The organism is Labrys neptuniae (assembly GCF_040797145.1).
Taxonomy (GTDB): Bacteria; Pseudomonadota; Alphaproteobacteria; order Rhizobiales; family Labraceae; genus Labrys; species Labrys neptuniae.
Map to the genome: position 1 here is coordinate 63766 of NZ_JBFNQD010000014.1, position 16532 is coordinate 80297.

The following is a 16532-nucleotide window of genomic DNA, read 5'->3' on the forward strand; positions in this document are numbered from 1 at the left end:
TTCATCGAAATTCTGGCCCCGTGGTCGCATGCCTGCAAATGCATCGAGATACGGGTGGGAGCATGTTTCGCCGCGAAGCGAGACCTCGATCGCGTTCGGCTACGCCCGGAATGCGTTTCAGGAAACGCGGGCGAGCCTGGGTAGGGGAGGGATTGCCTCGGCTCGATGTGTCGTCAATTCTCGCCGGTCAGCCGCTTCAGGCCCGCCTGGGTTTCGGGCTCGTTCGGGATGAGGCGCAGCGCTGCCTTGTAGTCCGCGATCGCCTCCTCGCGCCGGCCCAGGGCTTCGTAGATATGGGCGCGGGTGTCGAGGATGGCGCCTTCGTCAGGCGCCGCCTTGACCGCGGCCTCGGCATCGGCCAGGCCTTCTTCGGCGCGGCCGAGCTTGAACAGGGACCAGGCTCGCAGGTTGAGCGCCACGGCATCGTCGCGTCCGCCCTTGATCGCAAGATCCACTTCCCGGAGCGCGCCCTCATAATCGTCGCGCTGGGCCAGGACGAGGGCACGCAGCATGTGGACTTCCGCAGCCGCCGATTCGTTGCCGCTGTTCGTCGCGGCGCTCTGGTCATTCGTGCTGAACTGCCAGACCCGGGAGGTCGTGTTGCCAAGCCCGAAGGCCAGGGCGAGCAGCGCCAGGCTGGCAAGCGTGAAGGCAAGGCGACGGGGGTCCTGGAAAGGACCGATGCGCCGGGTGATGAGCACGGCGGCGGCCAGGCCGCCGAGAAAGCCGCCGAAATGGCCGGCATTGCTGATGCCGGGATTGAGCAGACCATAGAGGAAGTTGAGGCCGGCCCAGAAGGCGGCATTGGTCATCAGCGCCCGGCCGAAGGCGTCGCCGCGCCGGGCACCGTACAACACGATGGCACCGAGCAGGCCGAAGATCGCCCCGGAGGCGCCGAGGGAAAACACCTCGCCCCACAGCACCGAGGCGACGGCACCCGCAATGCCGCCGATGGCGTAGATCACGAAGGCTCGCAGCCGCCCATAGGTCCGCTCCACCATCGGCATGACCTGGAGCAGCGAGAACAGGTTCAGTGCCAGATGGGGCAGGCTGCCATGCAGATAGGGTGCGGTGAACACGGTCCATACCCGCCCCTGGATGAAGGGCACCTGGCCGCCGGTGCCGAGCGCGTAGAGAATCCCCTGCGAAGGCTGCCAGAGTATCCGCCCCAAATTCTCGGGCGAGCCGGCCAGCCAGGCCGTGAACAGCACGGCCAGCAAATAGAGGCCGGCGCAGACCGCGGCCAGGGGATAGGCCAGGGGCATCGGCCCGAACAGGGCCCGATGCCAGAGAGGCGGCTGCCGGGAGCTCACGCCGCGGCTCGGCGCGAGCCGGACGCCCCGGTTTCCTCGAAGAGTTCGGCGAGCTTGTCGGTCATGACGCCGCCGAGCTCCTCGGCATCGACGATGGTGACGGCCCGCTTGTAATAGCGCGTGACGTCATGGCCGATGCCGATGGCGATCAGTTCCACCGGCGAGCGCGTCTCGATGTCCTCGATCACCCAGCGCAGGTGGCGCTCCAGATAATTGCCGGTGTTGACCGACAGGGTCGAATCGTCGACCGGAGCGCCATCCGAGATCACCATCAGGATGCGCCGGCTTTCGAAGCGCCCGAGCAGGCGCTGATGCGCCCAGGCGAGCGCCTCGCCGTCGATGTTCTCCTTGAGCAGGCCCTCGCGCATCATCAGGCCAAGGCTCTTGCGAGCCCGGCGCCAGGGCGCGTCGGCCGATTTGTAGATGATATGCCTGAGATCGTTGAGGCGGCCGGGCGACGTCGGCTTGCCCGCCTGCAGCCAGCTCTCGCGCGACTGCCCGCCCTTCCAGGCCCTCGTGGTGAAGCCCAGGATCTCCACGCGCACGCCGCAGCGTTCCAGCGTGCGGGCGAGAATGTCGGCGCAGGTGGCCGCCACCGTGATCGGGCGCCCGCGCATCGAGCCGGAATTGTCGATCAGCAGCGTCACCACCGTATCGCGGAAATCGGTGTCGCGCTCACGCATGAAGGAGAGCGCGGAGGTCGGGTCGATGATCACCCGCGACAACCGGGCCGGATCGAGCATGCCTTCTTCGAGGTCGAAATCCCAGGAGCGGTTCTGCTGGGCCATCAGGCGGCGCTGCAGCCGGTTGGCCAGGCGTGCCACCACGCCCGACAGGCTGGAAAGCTGCTTGTCGAGATAGGCCCGCAGGCGATCGAGTTCCTCGGGGTCGCACAGATCCGCCGCCTCGACGATCTCGTCGAAGCGGGTGGTGAAAGCTTTGTAGTCGCTGGCGCGACGCTCATTGTCGCGATGCTCTGGCGGCCGCCAGGGTTGGGCCGCTTCCTCGGCATCGCCCGTCTCGGTATCGTCCGGCAGGTCGGAGGAGGGCGATTCGGCGTCCTGCGTCTCGCCGTCCTGGGATTCCTCATCCTCGCTCTCGGTTTCCTCGAGCTTCATGGATTCGGAATCGTCCTGGACCTCGCCCTGGTTTTCCTGGTTCTCGCCTTCCTGCTCGCTCTCGGCGTCGTTGTCGCGGTCGTCGGAATCGTCGCTGTCGGCCTGGGCTTCCTCGGACAGGCCCATATGGGTCAGGAGGTCGTTCATGGCCCGGGCGAAGGCGCGCTGATTCTCGATCACGCTGTCGAGGCGGGCGAGGTCCTTGCCGGCCTTCTCTTCGATGAGAGGGCGCCACAGATCCACCAGCTTGCGCGCCGGCTCGGGCGGGGCAAGGCCGGTCAGCTTCTCGCGCACCATCAAGGCGAGGGCATCCTCGACGGGCGCTTCCTCGCGGACACGGATGTCCTCATATTTGCCGCCGCGGAAATAGCGGTCCTCGAGCATGGCGGTGAGGTTGTTGGCCACCCCGGCCATGCGGCGTGAACCGATCGACTCGCAGCGGGCCTGCTCGACGGCATCGAACACGCTGCGCGCCTGCTCGTTCTGCGGGGCGTGGCGACGATGCACTGCCGGGTCATGGCAGGCGAGACGGAGCGCCATCGCATCGGCCTGGCCGCGCACGATCGCCGCGACATGGGCGTCGAGCTTGCGCGGCGGCTCGGCCAGGCGCGCCTTGTCGGCCATCAGCAAGGGCTTTTCCGAAGCGAAGGTCACTTCGAGATCCGGTTTGCGGGCGATGGCGCGCAAGGCCCCGGCGACGGAGCGCTTGAAGGCGTCGTTTGGAACGTCCTTGGGCTTTTCGCCGGGCTTGCGGTTCGTCGTGGTCATGATGCCGTCAATCCTGGGAGCGCGGACGTCCTCGTCCGCTCTTCCTCTCTTGCGAGCGTGGTATTTCCAGGGGCGGACGAGGACGTCCGCGCTCCGGGTTACGTCAGCGCGACGTTGACCGAGCTTTCGGCCAGCTCCGCCCCGAAGGCGCGCTGGTAGAACTCGGCCACGAGGCTGCGTTCGAGCTCGTCGCACTTGTTGAGGAAGGTGACGCGGAAGGCAAAGCCGATATCGTGGAAGATATTGGCGTTCTCGGCCCAGGTCAGCACCGTACGCGGCGACATCACGGTGGAGAGATCCCCATTCATGAAGGCGTTGCGGGTGAGATCGGCCACGCGCACCATCTTGTTGACGATGTCGCGGCCGTTCGGGCTCTTCTGATAGTGCTTGGCCTTGGCCAGCACGATGTCGACTTCCTTGTCATGCGGCAAATAGTTCAGCGTGGTCACGATCGACCAGCGGTCCATCTGGCCCTGGTTGATCTGCTGGGTGCCGTGATAGAGGCCGGAAGTGTCGCCCAGGCCCACCGTGTTGGTGGTGGCGAACAGGCGGAAGGCCGGGTGGGGGCGGATCACGCGCTTCTGGTCGAGCAGGGTCAGCTTGCCTGAGATTTCCAGCACGCGCTGGATCACGAACATCACGTCGGGCCGGCCGGCGTCATATTCGTCGAACACCAAAGCGATGTTGTTCTGCAGGGCCCAGGGCAGCATGCCGTCGCGGAACTCGGTGACCTGCTTGCCGTCCTTGAGGACGATGGCGTCCTTGCCGACAAGGTCGATACGCGAGACGTGGCTGTCGAGATTGATGCGCACGCAGGGCCAGTTGAGGCGGGCAGCGACCTGCTCGATATGCGTCGATTTGCCCGTGCCGTGATAGCCCGTGACCATTACGCGGCGATTGTGGGCGAAGCCCGCCAGGATCGCCAGGGTCGTCGGCTTGTCGAAAAGGTAATCGGGATCGAGGTCCGGGACGTGGTCGGAGGACTGGGAATAGGCCGGTACTTCGAGATCCGTATCGAAACCAAACAGCTTTTTGGCCGAAACCATGATGTCCGGCAGATTGGCCGGTGTCGTTGCGTCAGTCATTATGCCTTCCTTGGCTGGCGCCAGGGCGGCGCAGCCGACAATCAGTTCCAGCGGGCCGGACGATGCCGGCCCTGGAGTAAAAGCGCACTTTTACTCCAACTCCCTGGTTCGACGCGTCTTTGCGATTTGAAGCTGGTCATTCAAATCACAAAACGCCTTGGCCGAATTTCCCTGTCTCGCCAGGCGGGGCATGGGACGCTCGACGTCGTCTCGACGATCTGGCGGAGATTTCCCGGATTGGACACGCTCCAAGCCCGGAAGCCTCGCCGGTGTTGCGGGCGCTCAGCAGAGCCCGGCGCTACGCAGCGTATTATAGGCCTGGATGATCCCGCGCAATTTATCTTCGCTGGATCGGTCCCCGCCATTGGCATCGGGATGGAGACGTTTGACCAGCGTCTTGTAGCGCGCCTTGATTTCCGGGCCGCTGGCCGTTTCCGGCAGATCGAGCGCGTCGAGGGCCTTGCGCTCCAGCAATTTCAGCCGCCGTCTCTCGGGTTCGGGCGTCCCTTGCGGGCGGCGGAAGCCGTGATCCTCGTCGAAGAAACCGAAGCCGTCATGGATCTCGGGGCCGGGTTGCGGCCCTTCGCCGCGCTTCTTGGCCCAGGGATTGACCCCCATCGTCCAGGTCGGGCGATGGCCGGTGGCGGCATCGCGCTGATAGGCGCTCACCGAGTCGTCCGGCAGGCCGGCGAAATAATTGTAGGTCTTGTTGTAGTCGCGCACATGTTCCAGGCAGAAATGCCAGAACTGGCCTTCGCGGTTGCGCCCCTTGGGCGCGCGAAATTCGCCGGCGTTCCTACAACCGGCATGTTCGCATAGCCGTACGCTCGCCGGCTGGACCTCTTCGGCCCTTGGGCGCACCCGGATGCGATCAAACAAGGGCGAGTCCAGATCCATAATGACACACTATGCGAGGGTGAACACAAATGGGCAAGCGCGAGCTTGGACGCAAGAGCGTTTTGTAACTTGAACGAAGCACATCAAATCGCAAAAACGCTTCAGCCAATCCATGGGAATGGCTTGGAGCCAGAAAGCGAAAGCAACCAAGCATTCATAGCTGAGCACGCTTTGCCCTGGGGTTAATCGAGGCGAAATGCCGCTGCAGAATTTGAAATATGGGGTCCGCTGACCCGAAAAAGAAAGAGGCCGCCCAAATGGCGGCCCAAGTCTTAGGGAGGAAACGCCCAAGGAGGGCAGTGGGGGAGCGCAAAGGCGCATCCGCCACGTCCCTAAAGTGATCCTCATCGGTTCATTTCGCAAGTGCGAAATGAAATAAATTTTGAAAACCGGCCTGAAATCGGGCCAGTGTTGTAAAAATGCGACGTTTGACGCGGTTGACCGGCCTCTTTTCAGTGGCGAGCGGGGGCCTGCAGCAGTTTCTGTGCTGCAATGCCGAAGGCGATCCCCAGCGTTGCCCAAAGCACGGCATGGATGCCGAGTGAGGCGATACGGAACTTCCACAACACCGTGGCCGAAAAATCAGCCGGGATGTCGTTGACCGTCGGCAAGATCTCCATGGCCACCACCATCACCACCAGATAGGCTGCCACCCCCACGAGGTTGGCGTTCCAGCGGCCGAGGCTGGCGGCGAGCCGGTTCGCGGTGCCCAGCGCCGCCGCCATCGTCACGAGGGACAGCAGGATCAAGCCGAAATAGAAGGCGGTGCGCAGGCCGATCGTGTCGGGATTGCCGACGGCCGGTGGATTGGCGGGATATTTGATCTGCGGCACCACCATGATGGCGGCGAAGCCGATGACGGCGATCAATCCGGCGGTTGCGCGCGGGCTGAGGCTGCCGATCCGGCCCTGCGCGAAGGCAAAGATCAGGGCGAAGATGCCGCCGAGCGCTGCGCCATAGGCGACCATGCCTGTGACGAGCCCGTAGCTGGCCTGGACCGGCCGGCTGACCGGCTCTTCCTCGTGTTCATGGGCTGCGGTCGTCTGCGCAGCGCCGGGAGCCGGCGCAGCTGTCGGAGCGGGCGCCGGCTCGGATGCGTGGCTTTCCTCGAAAGCGATGGCTGCGTCGACCTGGGGTTCACCGAACACCCAGGCGAAGCCAGACGCAAACAGTCCGGCCAGGATGCCGATCAGCATCCCCCGGATCAAAAGCGATCTAACCATGTCGTGTGTCCAAGCGCCCTAGTGGCAGGGGAAGCCGAGCAGATGGCGAGCGTCATGCACGAATTCGTGGATGTAGACGCCGGGAATCAGCGAGGTTGCGCCCTGTTCGGCGCCGACGAAATAGATGGCGAGCACGGCCAGGAGCACGGTAAAGAGCGCCCAGGGCAGGATCTCGCGGACCGGGATGGCGATCGGCTGCTGGGCGACGGGTGCCAGAGTTGCGGTGGTCATGAAAAGCTCCTTGGGATTACGCGTCCCGTTACGAGTCATGCTGCCTTGGAAGAGGTCTGACTTCCGGATTGACGCCGCAGCGCCGCCGTTCACAGTGGCGCGACCGTGCCGGAATTCCACCGGCTTCCCACCCTTGGCAAAGCTCTTCCATAAGAGCCCAAGTCACGGATATGTCAATATTCCGGAAGCGACTTTATCTTGGGGAAATGCCTTCATGACGCCACGCCTGACCCTGCTGTGCCATGGCGCGACGCCCACACTGCGTGCGGCGGGGTTTCCGCTCGACGAGGCGCTCGACGCAAGGGGGGCACAGGCGGCCCGGGACCTGCAGTGGCGTTTTGCCAAGGCGACCCGCATCCTGAGCAGTCCGGCGCTCAGGGCCCGCCAGACGGCGCAGGCCCTCGGCTTCGAACCCGAGATCAACGAGGCACTGCGCGAATGCGACCATGGCCGCTGGTCGGGGCTTGGCCTGGAGGCGGTGGCCGCCGCCGAGCCCGAAGCGCTTGGGGCGTGGCTGACCGATCCGCAGGCCTGCCCGCATGGCGGAGAGAGCATTGCGGCCCTGATCGCGCGGGTCGGCGCCTGGCTCGATGGCGGGCGGTTCGAGGGCTTCACCCTGGCCGTTACTCATGCCTCGGTGTTGCGCGCGGCGATCATTCATGTCCTCGGCAGCGAGCCTCGTTCCTTCTGGCGCATCGAGGCCGCTCCGCTGGCGCGCGCCGATCTCAGGCCTTCTGCCCGCGGCTGGTCGCTGCGGCTGGAGACATAGAGGCGCTCCGGCTGGGCCTTCCCGCAGTGCTGCTTTTCCTTTTTCGTCATTGGCATGTCGCCGGGCCTTTTGTAGACACGCCTCTGACGGGTTAGTCGCCCAAACAGGATTGATGTCATGCGCGTTGCAATGATCGGTACGGGTTATGTCGGCCTGGTGACGGGGGCGTGCCTCGCCGATTTCGGCCATGTCGTCACCTGCGTCGACAAGGATCCGGCCAAGATCGAGGGCCTGCTGGCCGGCCGCATGCCGATCTACGAGCCGGGCCTGGAGGATCTGGTGGCGCGCAATGTGCGCGAGAAGCGCCTGTCCTTCACCACCGAGCTCGCCCCCGCCGTGCGCGATGCAGCCGTGGTGTTCCTGGCCGTCGGCACGCCCTCGCGCCGCGGCGACGGCCATGCGGACCTGTCCTATGTCTATGGGGCGGTACGCGAGATCGCCGCGGCGGTCGAGGGCTTCACGGTGGTGGTGACCAAGTCGACCGTGCCGGTCGGCACTGGGGACGAGGTCGAGCGGCTGATCCGCGAGGTCCGGCCCGACGCCGATGTCCGCGTGGTCTCAAACCCCGAATTCCTACGCGAAGGGGCGGCGATCGAGGATTTCAAGCGCCCCGACCGCATCGTGGTCGGCACCGAGGACGAACGGGCCAAGGAGGTGATGGCCGAGGTCTATCGCCCGCTCCATCTCAACCAGGGGCCGCTGCTGTTCACGGCCCGGCGCACCTCCGAACTGATCAAATACGCTGCCAACGCCTTCCTGGCGACCAAGGTCACCTTCATCAACGAGATCGCGGATCTGTGCGAGAAGGCCGGCGCCAATGTGCAGGAGGTGGCGCGCGGCATCGGCCTCGATAACCGCATCGGCTCCAAATTCCTGCATGCCGGGCCGGGCTTCGGCGGCTCGTGTTTTCCCAAGGATACGCTGGCACTCCTGCGCACCGGCCAGGAGCATGGCGTGCCCCTGCGCATCGTGGAAGCGGTGGTCGGCGTCAACGATGCCCGCAAGGCGGCGATGGCCCGCCGCGTCATCGCGGCCCTCGACGGCAATATCGCCGGCAAGACGGTGGCCCTGCTCGGCCTTGCCTTCAAGCCGAACACCGACGACATGCGCGACAGCCCCTCGATCCCGATCGTGCTCGCCTTGCAGGACAAGGGAGCCAAGGTTCGTGCCTATGATCCCCAGGCGATGGAGGAGGCCCACAAGGTTCTGAGCGATGTCGACTATCGCTCCAGTGCCTATGACTGTCTCGATGGTGCCGATGTCGCGGTGATCGTCACCGAATGGGACGAGTTCCGGGCGCTCGACCTCGAGCGGGTCAAGAACCTGCTCACGCAGCCGGTGATCGTGGACCTGCGCAACATCTACCGGCTCGAAGACATGAAGCGGCACGGCTTCCGCTATGAGAGCATCGGGCGCGAGGGGACGGCGCCCTGAGCTGACGACATTCCCGCATATTTGCGCAAACCGGCGCAGGCGCGGCGCTGCTGGCTTCAGAAGCCAGCGAGAGGGCCTCGCCTCGTTTCTGAGGTGAAGCCGGCACCGCCGGTTCGCACCGATCGGAATGTAGCCAAGCGGGTGTCAAGCACGGGCGCGAGAAATGACGGTGCTGTTGCGGATTTGCACCAAGTCCCAACTCATGGTTGCAGGGCGCCGATCTTGATTGGATCAAAGCGCTAAGAATTATCATACTATAAGGCTCACACGGCGATTCGACCGCGATTCCGGCCGGTGGAGCGCTGAACAGGATCTCCGACCCTGCCCTGGCGGCGCAGGCTGGGAAATCCTGCAAAATTTCCAGACGCCAGCTCCAGTGCCCGCGACAAGGCCATTAGCCATGCGGGCGGCTTGGCTGAGGCGCGTTGCTTGCGAGGATGTTCATGTCGAGGTTGCGTCGCAGAATGGGTCGGCTGGCCGCCGGCGTGCTGGCATTGGCGGCCTTCGAGGGGACGGGTGCTGCGCTCGCCCAGCAAATGCCGGCCATGCCGGTCACGGTGGCCAACCCGGTCGCCCGCAAGATCACCGAATCGGTCGAATTCACCGGTCGCTTCCAGGCCTGGCCGCAGGTGAACATCACCTCACGCGTCACCGGCTATCTCGACAAGTCGAGCTTCGTGGAAGGTTCCCTCGTCAAGGAGGGCGACGTGCTGTTTGCGATCGATCCGCGCCCGTTCCAGGCCGCAGTCGACCAGGCGGCCGCCCAGGTGAAGATCACACAGACCCGGATCGACCTGACCAAGGCCAATCTGGCGCGTGCTGAAGCCCTGAAGAAGACCGGCAACGTTACCGATGCCACCTACCAGGCCAACCTCCAGGCCTATCAGGAAGCGGCCGCCTCGATCGATTCGGCCAGCGCGGCGCTGGCGACGGCCAAACTCGACCTCAACTACGCCACCATCACCGCCCCAATCTCGGGCAGGATCACCCGCCAGCTCGTCTCGCGCGGCAATCTGGTGGTGGCCAACTCGACCTCGCCGCTGGTTTCGATCGTCGCCGTCGATCCGATCTATTTCTACTTCGACCTCGACGAGGCGAGCTATCTTGCCTATCAGCGGGCCTCCAGGGGCAAGCTGGACACCGGCGGTAAGGATCCCACGCTGAAGGTCGAGATCGGCCTGTCGGACGAGAAGGGGTTCTCCCATAAGGGAACGCTCGATTATCTCGCGCCGCAGGTCGACGCCCAGACCGGGACCGTGACGGCTCGCGCCAAGGTCGCCAATGCCGACGGCTTCCTGGCCCCTGGCCTGTTCGGGCGCATCCGCATCACCATCGGCGAGCCCTATGAGGCGCTGGTCGTGCCGGATGTTGCGGTAAGTCAGTCGGCACAGGGGCGCACCGTCATCGTGGTCGGCGCCGACAAGATCGCCAACCCGCGCGTGGTGGAACTAGGGCCGAAATTCGGCTCGTTCCGCGTGATCAAGTCGGGTCTCAAGCCCGAGGACCAGGTTCTGATCAACGGCCAGATGCGCGCCCGCCCGGGTGGCGAGGTCGTGCCGCAACCCACCAAGCTGGACGTGCCGGAAACGCTCGTTCCCGACCCGAACTGATCGGGAGCGCAGCCCATGAAATTCGGCCATTTCTTCGTCGACCGCCCGATCTTTGCCGCCGTCGTCTCGATCGTCACGGTGGTGATCGGGCTCGTTTCCTATGTCGGCCTGCCGATCGCCCAGTTCCCGCAGATCGCCCCGCCGACGGTGGTGATCAACGCCACCTATCCCGGCGCCAACGCCCAGACCATCGCCGAGACGGTGGCGGCGCCGTTGGAGCAGTCGATCAACGGCGTGGAAGGGATGATCTATCAGACCTCCCAGGCCACCAACGACGGCTCGCTGCAGATCACCGTCACCTTCGCCACCGGCACCGATCTCGACATCGCCCAGGTGCAGGTGCAGAACCGCGTCTCCTCGGCGGAGCCGCGCCTGCCGGCCGAAGTGCGGGCTCTCGGCATCACGGTCAACAAGTCGTCTTCCGACTTCCTCCTGATCGTCACGCTCTATTCGCCGGATAATTCGCTGAACGACTATGGCATCTCCGACTATGCCATTCTCAACGTCAACGACATCCTGGCCCGTGTCGACGGTGTCGGCTCGACCTTCGCCTTCGGCCTGCGCGAGCCCTCGCTGCGCGTCTGGCTCGATCCGAACCGCCTGGCCAGTTTCGATCTGACGGCCGGTGAGGTCGTCCAGGCCCTGCGCGAGCAGAACGTGCAGGTCTCCGGCGGCACGCTCGGCGCCCAGCCCTCGCCCAACAACACCACCAGCGAGATCACGGTCACCACCCAGGGCCGTTTCCAGGATGCCGAGCAATTCCGGAACGTCATCATCAAGTCGACGCCGGATGGCCGCCTGCTCAAGCTGAGGGACGTCGCCCGCGTCGAGGTCGGCGCCAAGCAGTACAGCTCCAACCTCTATCTCGACAGCCAGCCCACCGTTGGCATCGCGGTGCTGCAGAGGCCCGGCTCCAACGCGCTGGCTACCGCCGATCGCGTCAAGGCCAAGATGGACGATCTGGCCAAGGCCTTTCCGCCGGGGCTGAAATATTCCATCGTCTACAATCCCACCGAATTCGTCTCGGCCTCGATCGAGGCCGTCTACGAGACCTTCTTCGAAGCGATCGTGCTGGTGGTGATCGTTGTCTTCGTCTTTCTGCAATCCTGGCGCGCAGCGATCATTCCGATCATCGCCATTCCCGTCTCGATCATCGGCACCTTCGCGGTGATGGCGGGGCTCGGCTTCTCGCTCAACATGCTCACTCTGTTCGGGTTGATCCTGGCGGTGGGCATCGTGGTCGACGACGCCATCGTGGTGGTGGAGAATGTCGAGCGCAACATCCATGACGGCATGACGCCCAACCGGGCCGCCCATGTCACCATGGACGAGGTCGGCCGCGCCGTGATCGCCATCGCCCTGGTGCTGTGCGCGGTGTTCGTGCCGACCGCCTTCATTCCGGGCATATCGGGGCTGTTCTACCAGCAGTTCGCGGTGACAATCGCGGCCGCCACGGTGATCTCGGCCTTCAACTCGCTGACCCTGTCGCCGGCGCTCGCGGCCCTGTTGCTCAAGCCGCATGATCCGGAGCATCGCAGCCGCTTCTTCCTGTTCCGCTGGCTTCGGGCCGCGGGCGACGGTTTCAATCACGGCTTCGACAGGCTGTCGCGCGGCTATGGCGGCACGGTGGGCTTTGCGGCCCGCCACAAGCTCCTGTTCCTCCTGATCTATGCCGGCCTGCTCTTTGCCACCTGGCACGTCTATACCAAGGTGCCAACCGGCTTCGTGCCGGAATCGGACCAGGGCTACGCCATCGTGGTGGTGCAGTTGCCCGACGGCGCCTCGCTAGAACGCACCGACGCCGTGGTGCGCAAGGCGCAGCAGATCGCGGCGGGCAGCCCGGGCGTCGCCCATGTCATCGGCGTTGCCGGCTTCTCCGGCGCGACCTTCACCGCCGCCTCGAATGCAGCCACCATCTTCGTGCCGTTCAAGCCGTTCGACGAGCGCCTGAAGGAAGGATTGTCGGCGCAGGCCATCGTGGGCGAATTGCAAAAGCGCGTCTTCGCCATCGAGGAAGGCTTCGTCTTCGTAATTCCGCCTCCCACCATCCAGGGTCTCGGCACCGGTGCCGGCTTCAAGATGCAGGTGCAGGATCGCGGCGGCGTCGGGGCGGAAGCGTTGATGCAGGCCGCCAATGCCCTGATCGGCAAGGCCAACCAGACACCGGGCCTCACCCAGGTCTACACCACGCTGTCCAACAATGGCCCGCAGCTCTTCGTCAATGTCGATCGCGTCAAGGCGCGCATGCTCAACGTGCCGATCGGCAATATCTTCGAGGCGATGCAGGTCTATGTCGGCTCGGCCTATGTCAACGACTTCACGCGCCTGGGCCGCGCCTTCCAGGTGAATGCCCAGGCCGAAGGGCGCGACCGCCTCAACAAGGAGGACCTCGTCCGCCTCAAGGTCCGCAGCGCCAATGGCGCTCTGGTGCCGCTCGGCTCGCTGATCTCCTTCGAGGAACGCACCGGCCCCGACACGGTGATGCGCCACAATCTCTATCCGGCCGTCTATGTCAGCGGCTCGGGCCTGCCAGGCGTGTCTTCCACCACGGCGCTCGACCTGATGGAGAAGGCGGCGGCCGAGGTACTGCCGCCGGGCGTCGGCTTCGAGTGGACCGAGATCGCCTTCCAGGAACGCTCGGTGGGCAACACGATCTATTTCGTGTTCGGCATCGCCGTGCTGTTCGTCTTCCTGTTCCTGGCCGCCCAGTATGAAAGCTGGTCGCTGCCGCTCGCCATCATCCTGATCGTGCCGCTCTCCATTCTGGCGGCGCTGCTCGGCGGCATGGCGCGCGGCCTGCCGATCTTCGGCGGCTGGTGGTTCAAGGTGATGGACAACAACATCATGACGCAGATCTCCTTCGTCATGCTGATCGGCCTCGCCGCCAAGAACGCCATCCTGATCGTGGAGTTCGCGCGCCAGCGCGAGGACCACGGCGACACGCCCTGGCAGGCTGTGGTCGAGGCTTGCCGGCTGCGCCTGCGCCCCATCCTGATGACCTCCTTCGCCTTCATCCTCGGCGCTGTGCCGCTGATGATCGCCACCGGCCCCGGCTCGGAACTGCGCCAGGCCATCGGCACGGCCGTGGTCTTCGGCATGAGCGGCGTGACCTTCCTCGGTCTCTTCCTCACGCCGGTGTTCTACGTCACCATCCGTCTGATCGTGCGCAAGCTCTTCCGCGAGAAGCCCAAACCTTCGACGGTGACGGCGGCGACGATGGGCGAGCCGGAAGGAAGCTGAAGCCTGCTGCTCCAGGGGGCAGTGATTGGCGGGCCGGCATGCCGGCTCGCCAAGGATGGCACGGCAAAATCGCCCCTTGTGGTAATATGATGGTGACTGAGATGAGCAAAGAGGCTTTGCAGTCCCTTTGATTGACTCATCGCACAATGTTGATCATTCTCAACCGTGCAGCACGGCTCGACGACATCGTCGCGGGTCGTTCTGACGATACTCAGATGTACGTGGGCCCCGGCAGCTTTGTCGCGCGGGGGCAGTTCATCCGGCCTGGGTCTCGATGAGGAGAAGATCGGCACCGACGTCATGCTGGCGTCGGGCCGGGCGTGTTTTGATGCGCGCGATCTTCACCATCGAGACTCTCTAGCGTTGCGCCTCGCAGGAGGTGCCGGGGTCGTGGTGGACAGGATGGATGACAAGCCCTTCATAGCACTTCGCCTGGTCGGTATCCCCCATCTCACGGTGGCGGGAGAGGGGGTGTTTCCTGCCAAGGGCTATGTCCTGGTTGCCATGCTGTTGCTGGCCGGCGGCCGGCGCATGAGCCGCCAGACCATCGCCGCCCTGCTCTGGGACGATGCGCCCGAGGAGAAGGCCCTTACCAATCTGCGCCAGCTTCTCGTCCGCATCCATCGGACATGGCCCTATGCAGATGCGTTGGTAGAGACCAGCGGGCCCCATCTGGCGGCTGGACCCGGTGCGGACCGTAGCGACCTTGCCGCGCTCCTGTGTCTGGCGAAATCGGGTGTGCTGGCCGAGAGGGTCCAGGCCGTCCTGCTCGCCAAGGGGGATCTCCTCGACAGTATCGATTCGGGTGGCCCCGAATTGTCGCAATGGTTCCGCAGCGAACGCGAACGCTTCCGCCGCATCGTGCTGGCGCTGGCCGCCGAAGTCCTGGTCGAGATGACCCGCTACGGTCGCGCGCCCGAGCGAGAGATCGATCTCATCGGCGAGGTCATGCTCACGCTCGAGCCGGAACGGGAGGAGAGCTACCGCGTCCTGATCGAAGCCCATGGACGCAACGGCAACATTCCGGCGGTGAATCGGGTTCATGCCGGCCTGACCGACATGCTCCGGCGTGAATTCGGAACGGAGCCCCGGCCCCAGACCGTCGCCACCTTGCGTCGTATCCTCGCCAGCGCGCCGCAGCCGCGGGTGCAGGTGAGCGGCGGAACGCGCAACATGCCCGATGAACGCCTGCTCGTGGCGAACCCGGCTGCGCCTCGCCTGCCAGGCTTGCCGCGTGTGGCGTTGTTTCCGCCGCGCCCGATACCCGGCCGTGTGCTGGATCCCCTGCATCGGGCCCTGATCGAGGACGTCGCCAACGACCTGTCGCGCCACCGTACTTTCGCGGTGCTCGCACCGCACAGCAGTTTCCATGTCGCCGATGCGGGCGATGCCCGGCGCTTTGCCAGCCTGTGCAGCGCCTATCTGATCACCGGCTTAATGGTGCCGGGCAGCGAGCGTATGGCCCTCCGGCTGACACGGCAGCCGGATGAGGAGATCGTCTGGGCTGCCGAATATCTGGTTTCGCCCGAGCGGTTGGCGCTTTCCTTCCGGCTGATCACCCGGCAGATCGCTGCCACCCTTGCCAATGAGATCGAACGCGACCAGCTCGATCGCGCCCGGGCCGATCCCAAGCCGGCCGCCTATTGCCATTATCTCGAAGGGCAGGCGCGGCTGCACAGCTTCGACCTCGCCCGTCTGCGCCGGGCGCGCGCCGAGTTCAAGCTGGCTACCGAGGAGGACGGGGATTTCGCGCCTTCGCGCGCCCGCATTGCCCAGACCTTGCAGCTCGAATGGCTGATGCTGGGGGGCACGGATCCATCCCTGCTCAACCAGGCCCGGGCGGAAGCGGATCTGGCGATGAAGATCGATCCCGGCCACGGCACGGGCCACTGGATGTCGGCCGTGGTGGCGCTCTATCAGCATGACTTCGACTATACCGCCGAAAAGTTCATGGAAGCGGAGGTCCTCAATCCGCATTCGGCCGATCTGCTGGTCCACCATGCCGATGCGCTGTCGCATCTTGGCGAGCCGGAACTGGGCTGGGAGCGCTTCCAGCGGGCCCTGGAGCTCAATCCCTTCCCGCCGGATTATTACTGGTGGTTCGGCGCTACCATCGCCATCCGTCGCCGGCGCTTCGAGGAGGCAATCGAGATGTGCGCCCGGATGGAGAATGACGAATCGGCCATGCGGGTGCTGGCCATGTGCCATGGCTTCGTGGGCGATACCGCGATGGCCCGTCATTATGGGCGGCGCGTCATGGACACTTATCCAGGTATGTCCGCCCTGGACCTCGCGCGCCTGGCACCGGATCGCCGCCAGGAGGACATCGAGTTCTGCGCCCAGGGCCTGCGCCTCGCCGGCCTTTCCTGAAGAAGAGCCGGCTGCCGCCGAGAAATCCAAGAAGAGTCTAATTGGCCGGGTGGGTGCCCGAAGTTTCGAGCGATTACCTTCCTTAAATGTATTGTCCGTGTGCGGTGCTCGATATTTTCCCGCACCCGACTTTGTTTGGCTGCTTTATTTCAAGAATTGAATTATGTTTTATTTTATAATTGCAAGATTAGTTGCACGATTTGGAGCGTCGATATGGATGCGATTCCTTGTCATCATTTTATAAATGAACTTCTTGATCGGGGGCGATGTGATATTCATGATTCCGTTTCTGTGTGACTCGGGCGTGAAGTCTGGTGGGGAATCAGATTGGACTTGTTGACTTCAATGTGTTTGACGAACAAGTAGTAGATGCGGCGCATATGTCGGGCGTGGCCCGAAGGTTCTCATTCCGAACCACGAGATTTGTGATGGGAACGGCGGGGATCTGGCAAGTGGCGGCGGCATGCATGGGAT

11 protein-coding genes and 1 riboswitch are annotated in these 16532 nt (G+C 64.4%); of the genes, 5 read left to right on the top strand and 6 right to left on the bottom strand.

Going from position 1 to position 16532, the window contains the following annotated elements; genetic code table 11:
* Positions 1 to 173 precede the first annotated feature (173 nt).
* The 6 genes from ABXS05_RS28015 to ABXS05_RS28040 form a co-directional block, all read right to left on the bottom strand.
* Positions 174 to 1313: a rhomboid family intramembrane serine protease gene (locus ABXS05_RS28015; RefSeq protein WP_367626139.1), complete on the bottom strand. Its 1140-nt coding sequence runs from the start codon at positions 1311 to 1313 to the stop codon at positions 174 to 176.
* Complete coding sequence (gene cobT, locus ABXS05_RS28020) at positions 1310 to 3199, bottom strand: cobaltochelatase subunit CobT (RefSeq protein WP_311937668.1); 1890 nt, start codon at positions 3197 to 3199, stop codon at positions 1310 to 1312. The genes ABXS05_RS28015 and cobT overlap by 4 nt, the downstream gene beginning before the upstream one ends.
* Positions 3200 to 3297: 98 nt before the next feature.
* A complete protein-coding gene (gene cobS, locus ABXS05_RS28025; protein ID WP_068284099.1) occupies positions 3298 to 4284 on the bottom strand; it encodes a cobaltochelatase subunit CobS in 987 nt (328 codons plus the stop codon).
* A gap of 282 nt (positions 4285 to 4566) precedes the next feature.
* Positions 4567 to 5163, bottom strand: a complete 597-nt coding sequence (locus ABXS05_RS28030; RefSeq protein ID WP_311937665.1) for a J domain-containing protein — start codon at positions 5161 to 5163, stop codon at positions 4567 to 4569.
* Positions 5164 to 5633: 470 nt separating this feature from the next.
* Complete coding sequence (locus ABXS05_RS28035; protein ID WP_367626140.1) at positions 5634 to 6404, bottom strand: CbtA family protein; 771 nt, start codon at positions 6402 to 6404, stop codon at positions 5634 to 5636.
* A gap of 18 nt (positions 6405 to 6422) precedes the next feature.
* The gene (locus ABXS05_RS28040; RefSeq protein ID WP_068284091.1) at positions 6423 to 6635 is read right to left on the bottom strand and encodes a CbtB domain-containing protein; all 213 of its coding nucleotides are present in this window, start codon (positions 6633 to 6635) and stop codon (positions 6423 to 6425) included.
* 30 nt (positions 6636 to 6665) lie between these two features.
* Positions 6666 to 6812: riboswitch (cobalamin riboswitch) on the bottom strand.
* Between the two features lie 37 nt (positions 6813 to 6849).
* Here ABXS05_RS28040 and ABXS05_RS28045 point away from each other — a divergent pair.
* The 5 genes from ABXS05_RS28045 to ABXS05_RS28065 all read left to right on the top strand — a co-directional run bounded on the left by ABXS05_RS28045 (position 6850) and on the right by ABXS05_RS28065 (position 16058).
* Positions 6850 to 7404, top strand: coding sequence for a histidine phosphatase family protein (locus tag ABXS05_RS28045; protein WP_367626141.1), 555 nt, complete (start codon positions 6850 to 6852; stop codon positions 7402 to 7404).
* A gap of 117 nt (positions 7405 to 7521) precedes the next feature.
* Complete coding sequence (locus ABXS05_RS28050; RefSeq protein ID WP_367626142.1) at positions 7522 to 8838, top strand: UDP-glucose dehydrogenase family protein; 1317 nt, start codon at positions 7522 to 7524, stop codon at positions 8836 to 8838.
* Between the two features lie 443 nt (positions 8839 to 9281).
* Positions 9282 to 10448, top strand: a complete 1167-nt coding sequence (locus tag ABXS05_RS28055; protein WP_367626143.1) for an efflux RND transporter periplasmic adaptor subunit — start codon at positions 9282 to 9284, stop codon at positions 10446 to 10448.
* A 15-nt stretch (positions 10449 to 10463) separates the two neighbouring features.
* A complete protein-coding gene (locus ABXS05_RS28060) occupies positions 10464 to 13688 on the top strand; it encodes an efflux RND transporter permease subunit (RefSeq protein WP_367626144.1) in 3225 nt (1074 codons plus the stop codon).
* A gap of 402 nt (positions 13689 to 14090) precedes the next feature.
* The gene (locus tag ABXS05_RS28065) at positions 14091 to 16058 is read left to right on the top strand and encodes an AfsR/SARP family transcriptional regulator (protein WP_367626145.1); all 1968 of its coding nucleotides are present in this window, start codon (positions 14091 to 14093) and stop codon (positions 16056 to 16058) included.
* The last annotated feature ends 474 nt before the right edge of the window (positions 16059 to 16532 follow it).

Excerpts from the sequence above, each read along its gene's own strand:
- cobT (WP_311937668.1), bottom strand. The coding sequence starts at position 3,199 with ATGACCACGACGAACCGCAAGCCCGGCGAAAAGCCCAAGGACGTTCCA.
- cobS (WP_068284099.1), bottom strand. The coding sequence starts at position 4,284 with ATGACTGACGCAACGACACCGGCCAATCTGCCGGACATCATGGTTTCG.
- ABXS05_RS28035 (WP_367626140.1), bottom strand. The coding sequence starts at position 6,404 with ATGGTTAGATCGCTTTTGATCCGGGGGATGCTGATCGGCATCCTGGCC.
- ABXS05_RS28040 (WP_068284091.1), bottom strand. The coding sequence starts at position 6,635 with ATGACCACCGCAACTCTGGCACCCGTCGCCCAGCAGCCGATCGCCATC.
- ABXS05_RS28045 (WP_367626141.1), top strand. The coding sequence starts at position 6,850 with ATGACGCCACGCCTGACCCTGCTGTGCCATGGCGCGACGCCCACACTG.
- ABXS05_RS28050 (WP_367626142.1), top strand. The coding sequence starts at position 7,522 with ATGCGCGTTGCAATGATCGGTACGGGTTATGTCGGCCTGGTGACGGGG.
- ABXS05_RS28055 (WP_367626143.1), top strand. The coding sequence starts at position 9,282 with ATGTCGAGGTTGCGTCGCAGAATGGGTCGGCTGGCCGCCGGCGTGCTG.
- ABXS05_RS28060 (WP_367626144.1), top strand. The coding sequence starts at position 10,464 with ATGAAATTCGGCCATTTCTTCGTCGACCGCCCGATCTTTGCCGCCGTC.
- ABXS05_RS28065 (WP_367626145.1), top strand. The coding sequence starts at position 14,091 with ATGGATGACAAGCCCTTCATAGCACTTCGCCTGGTCGGTATCCCCCAT.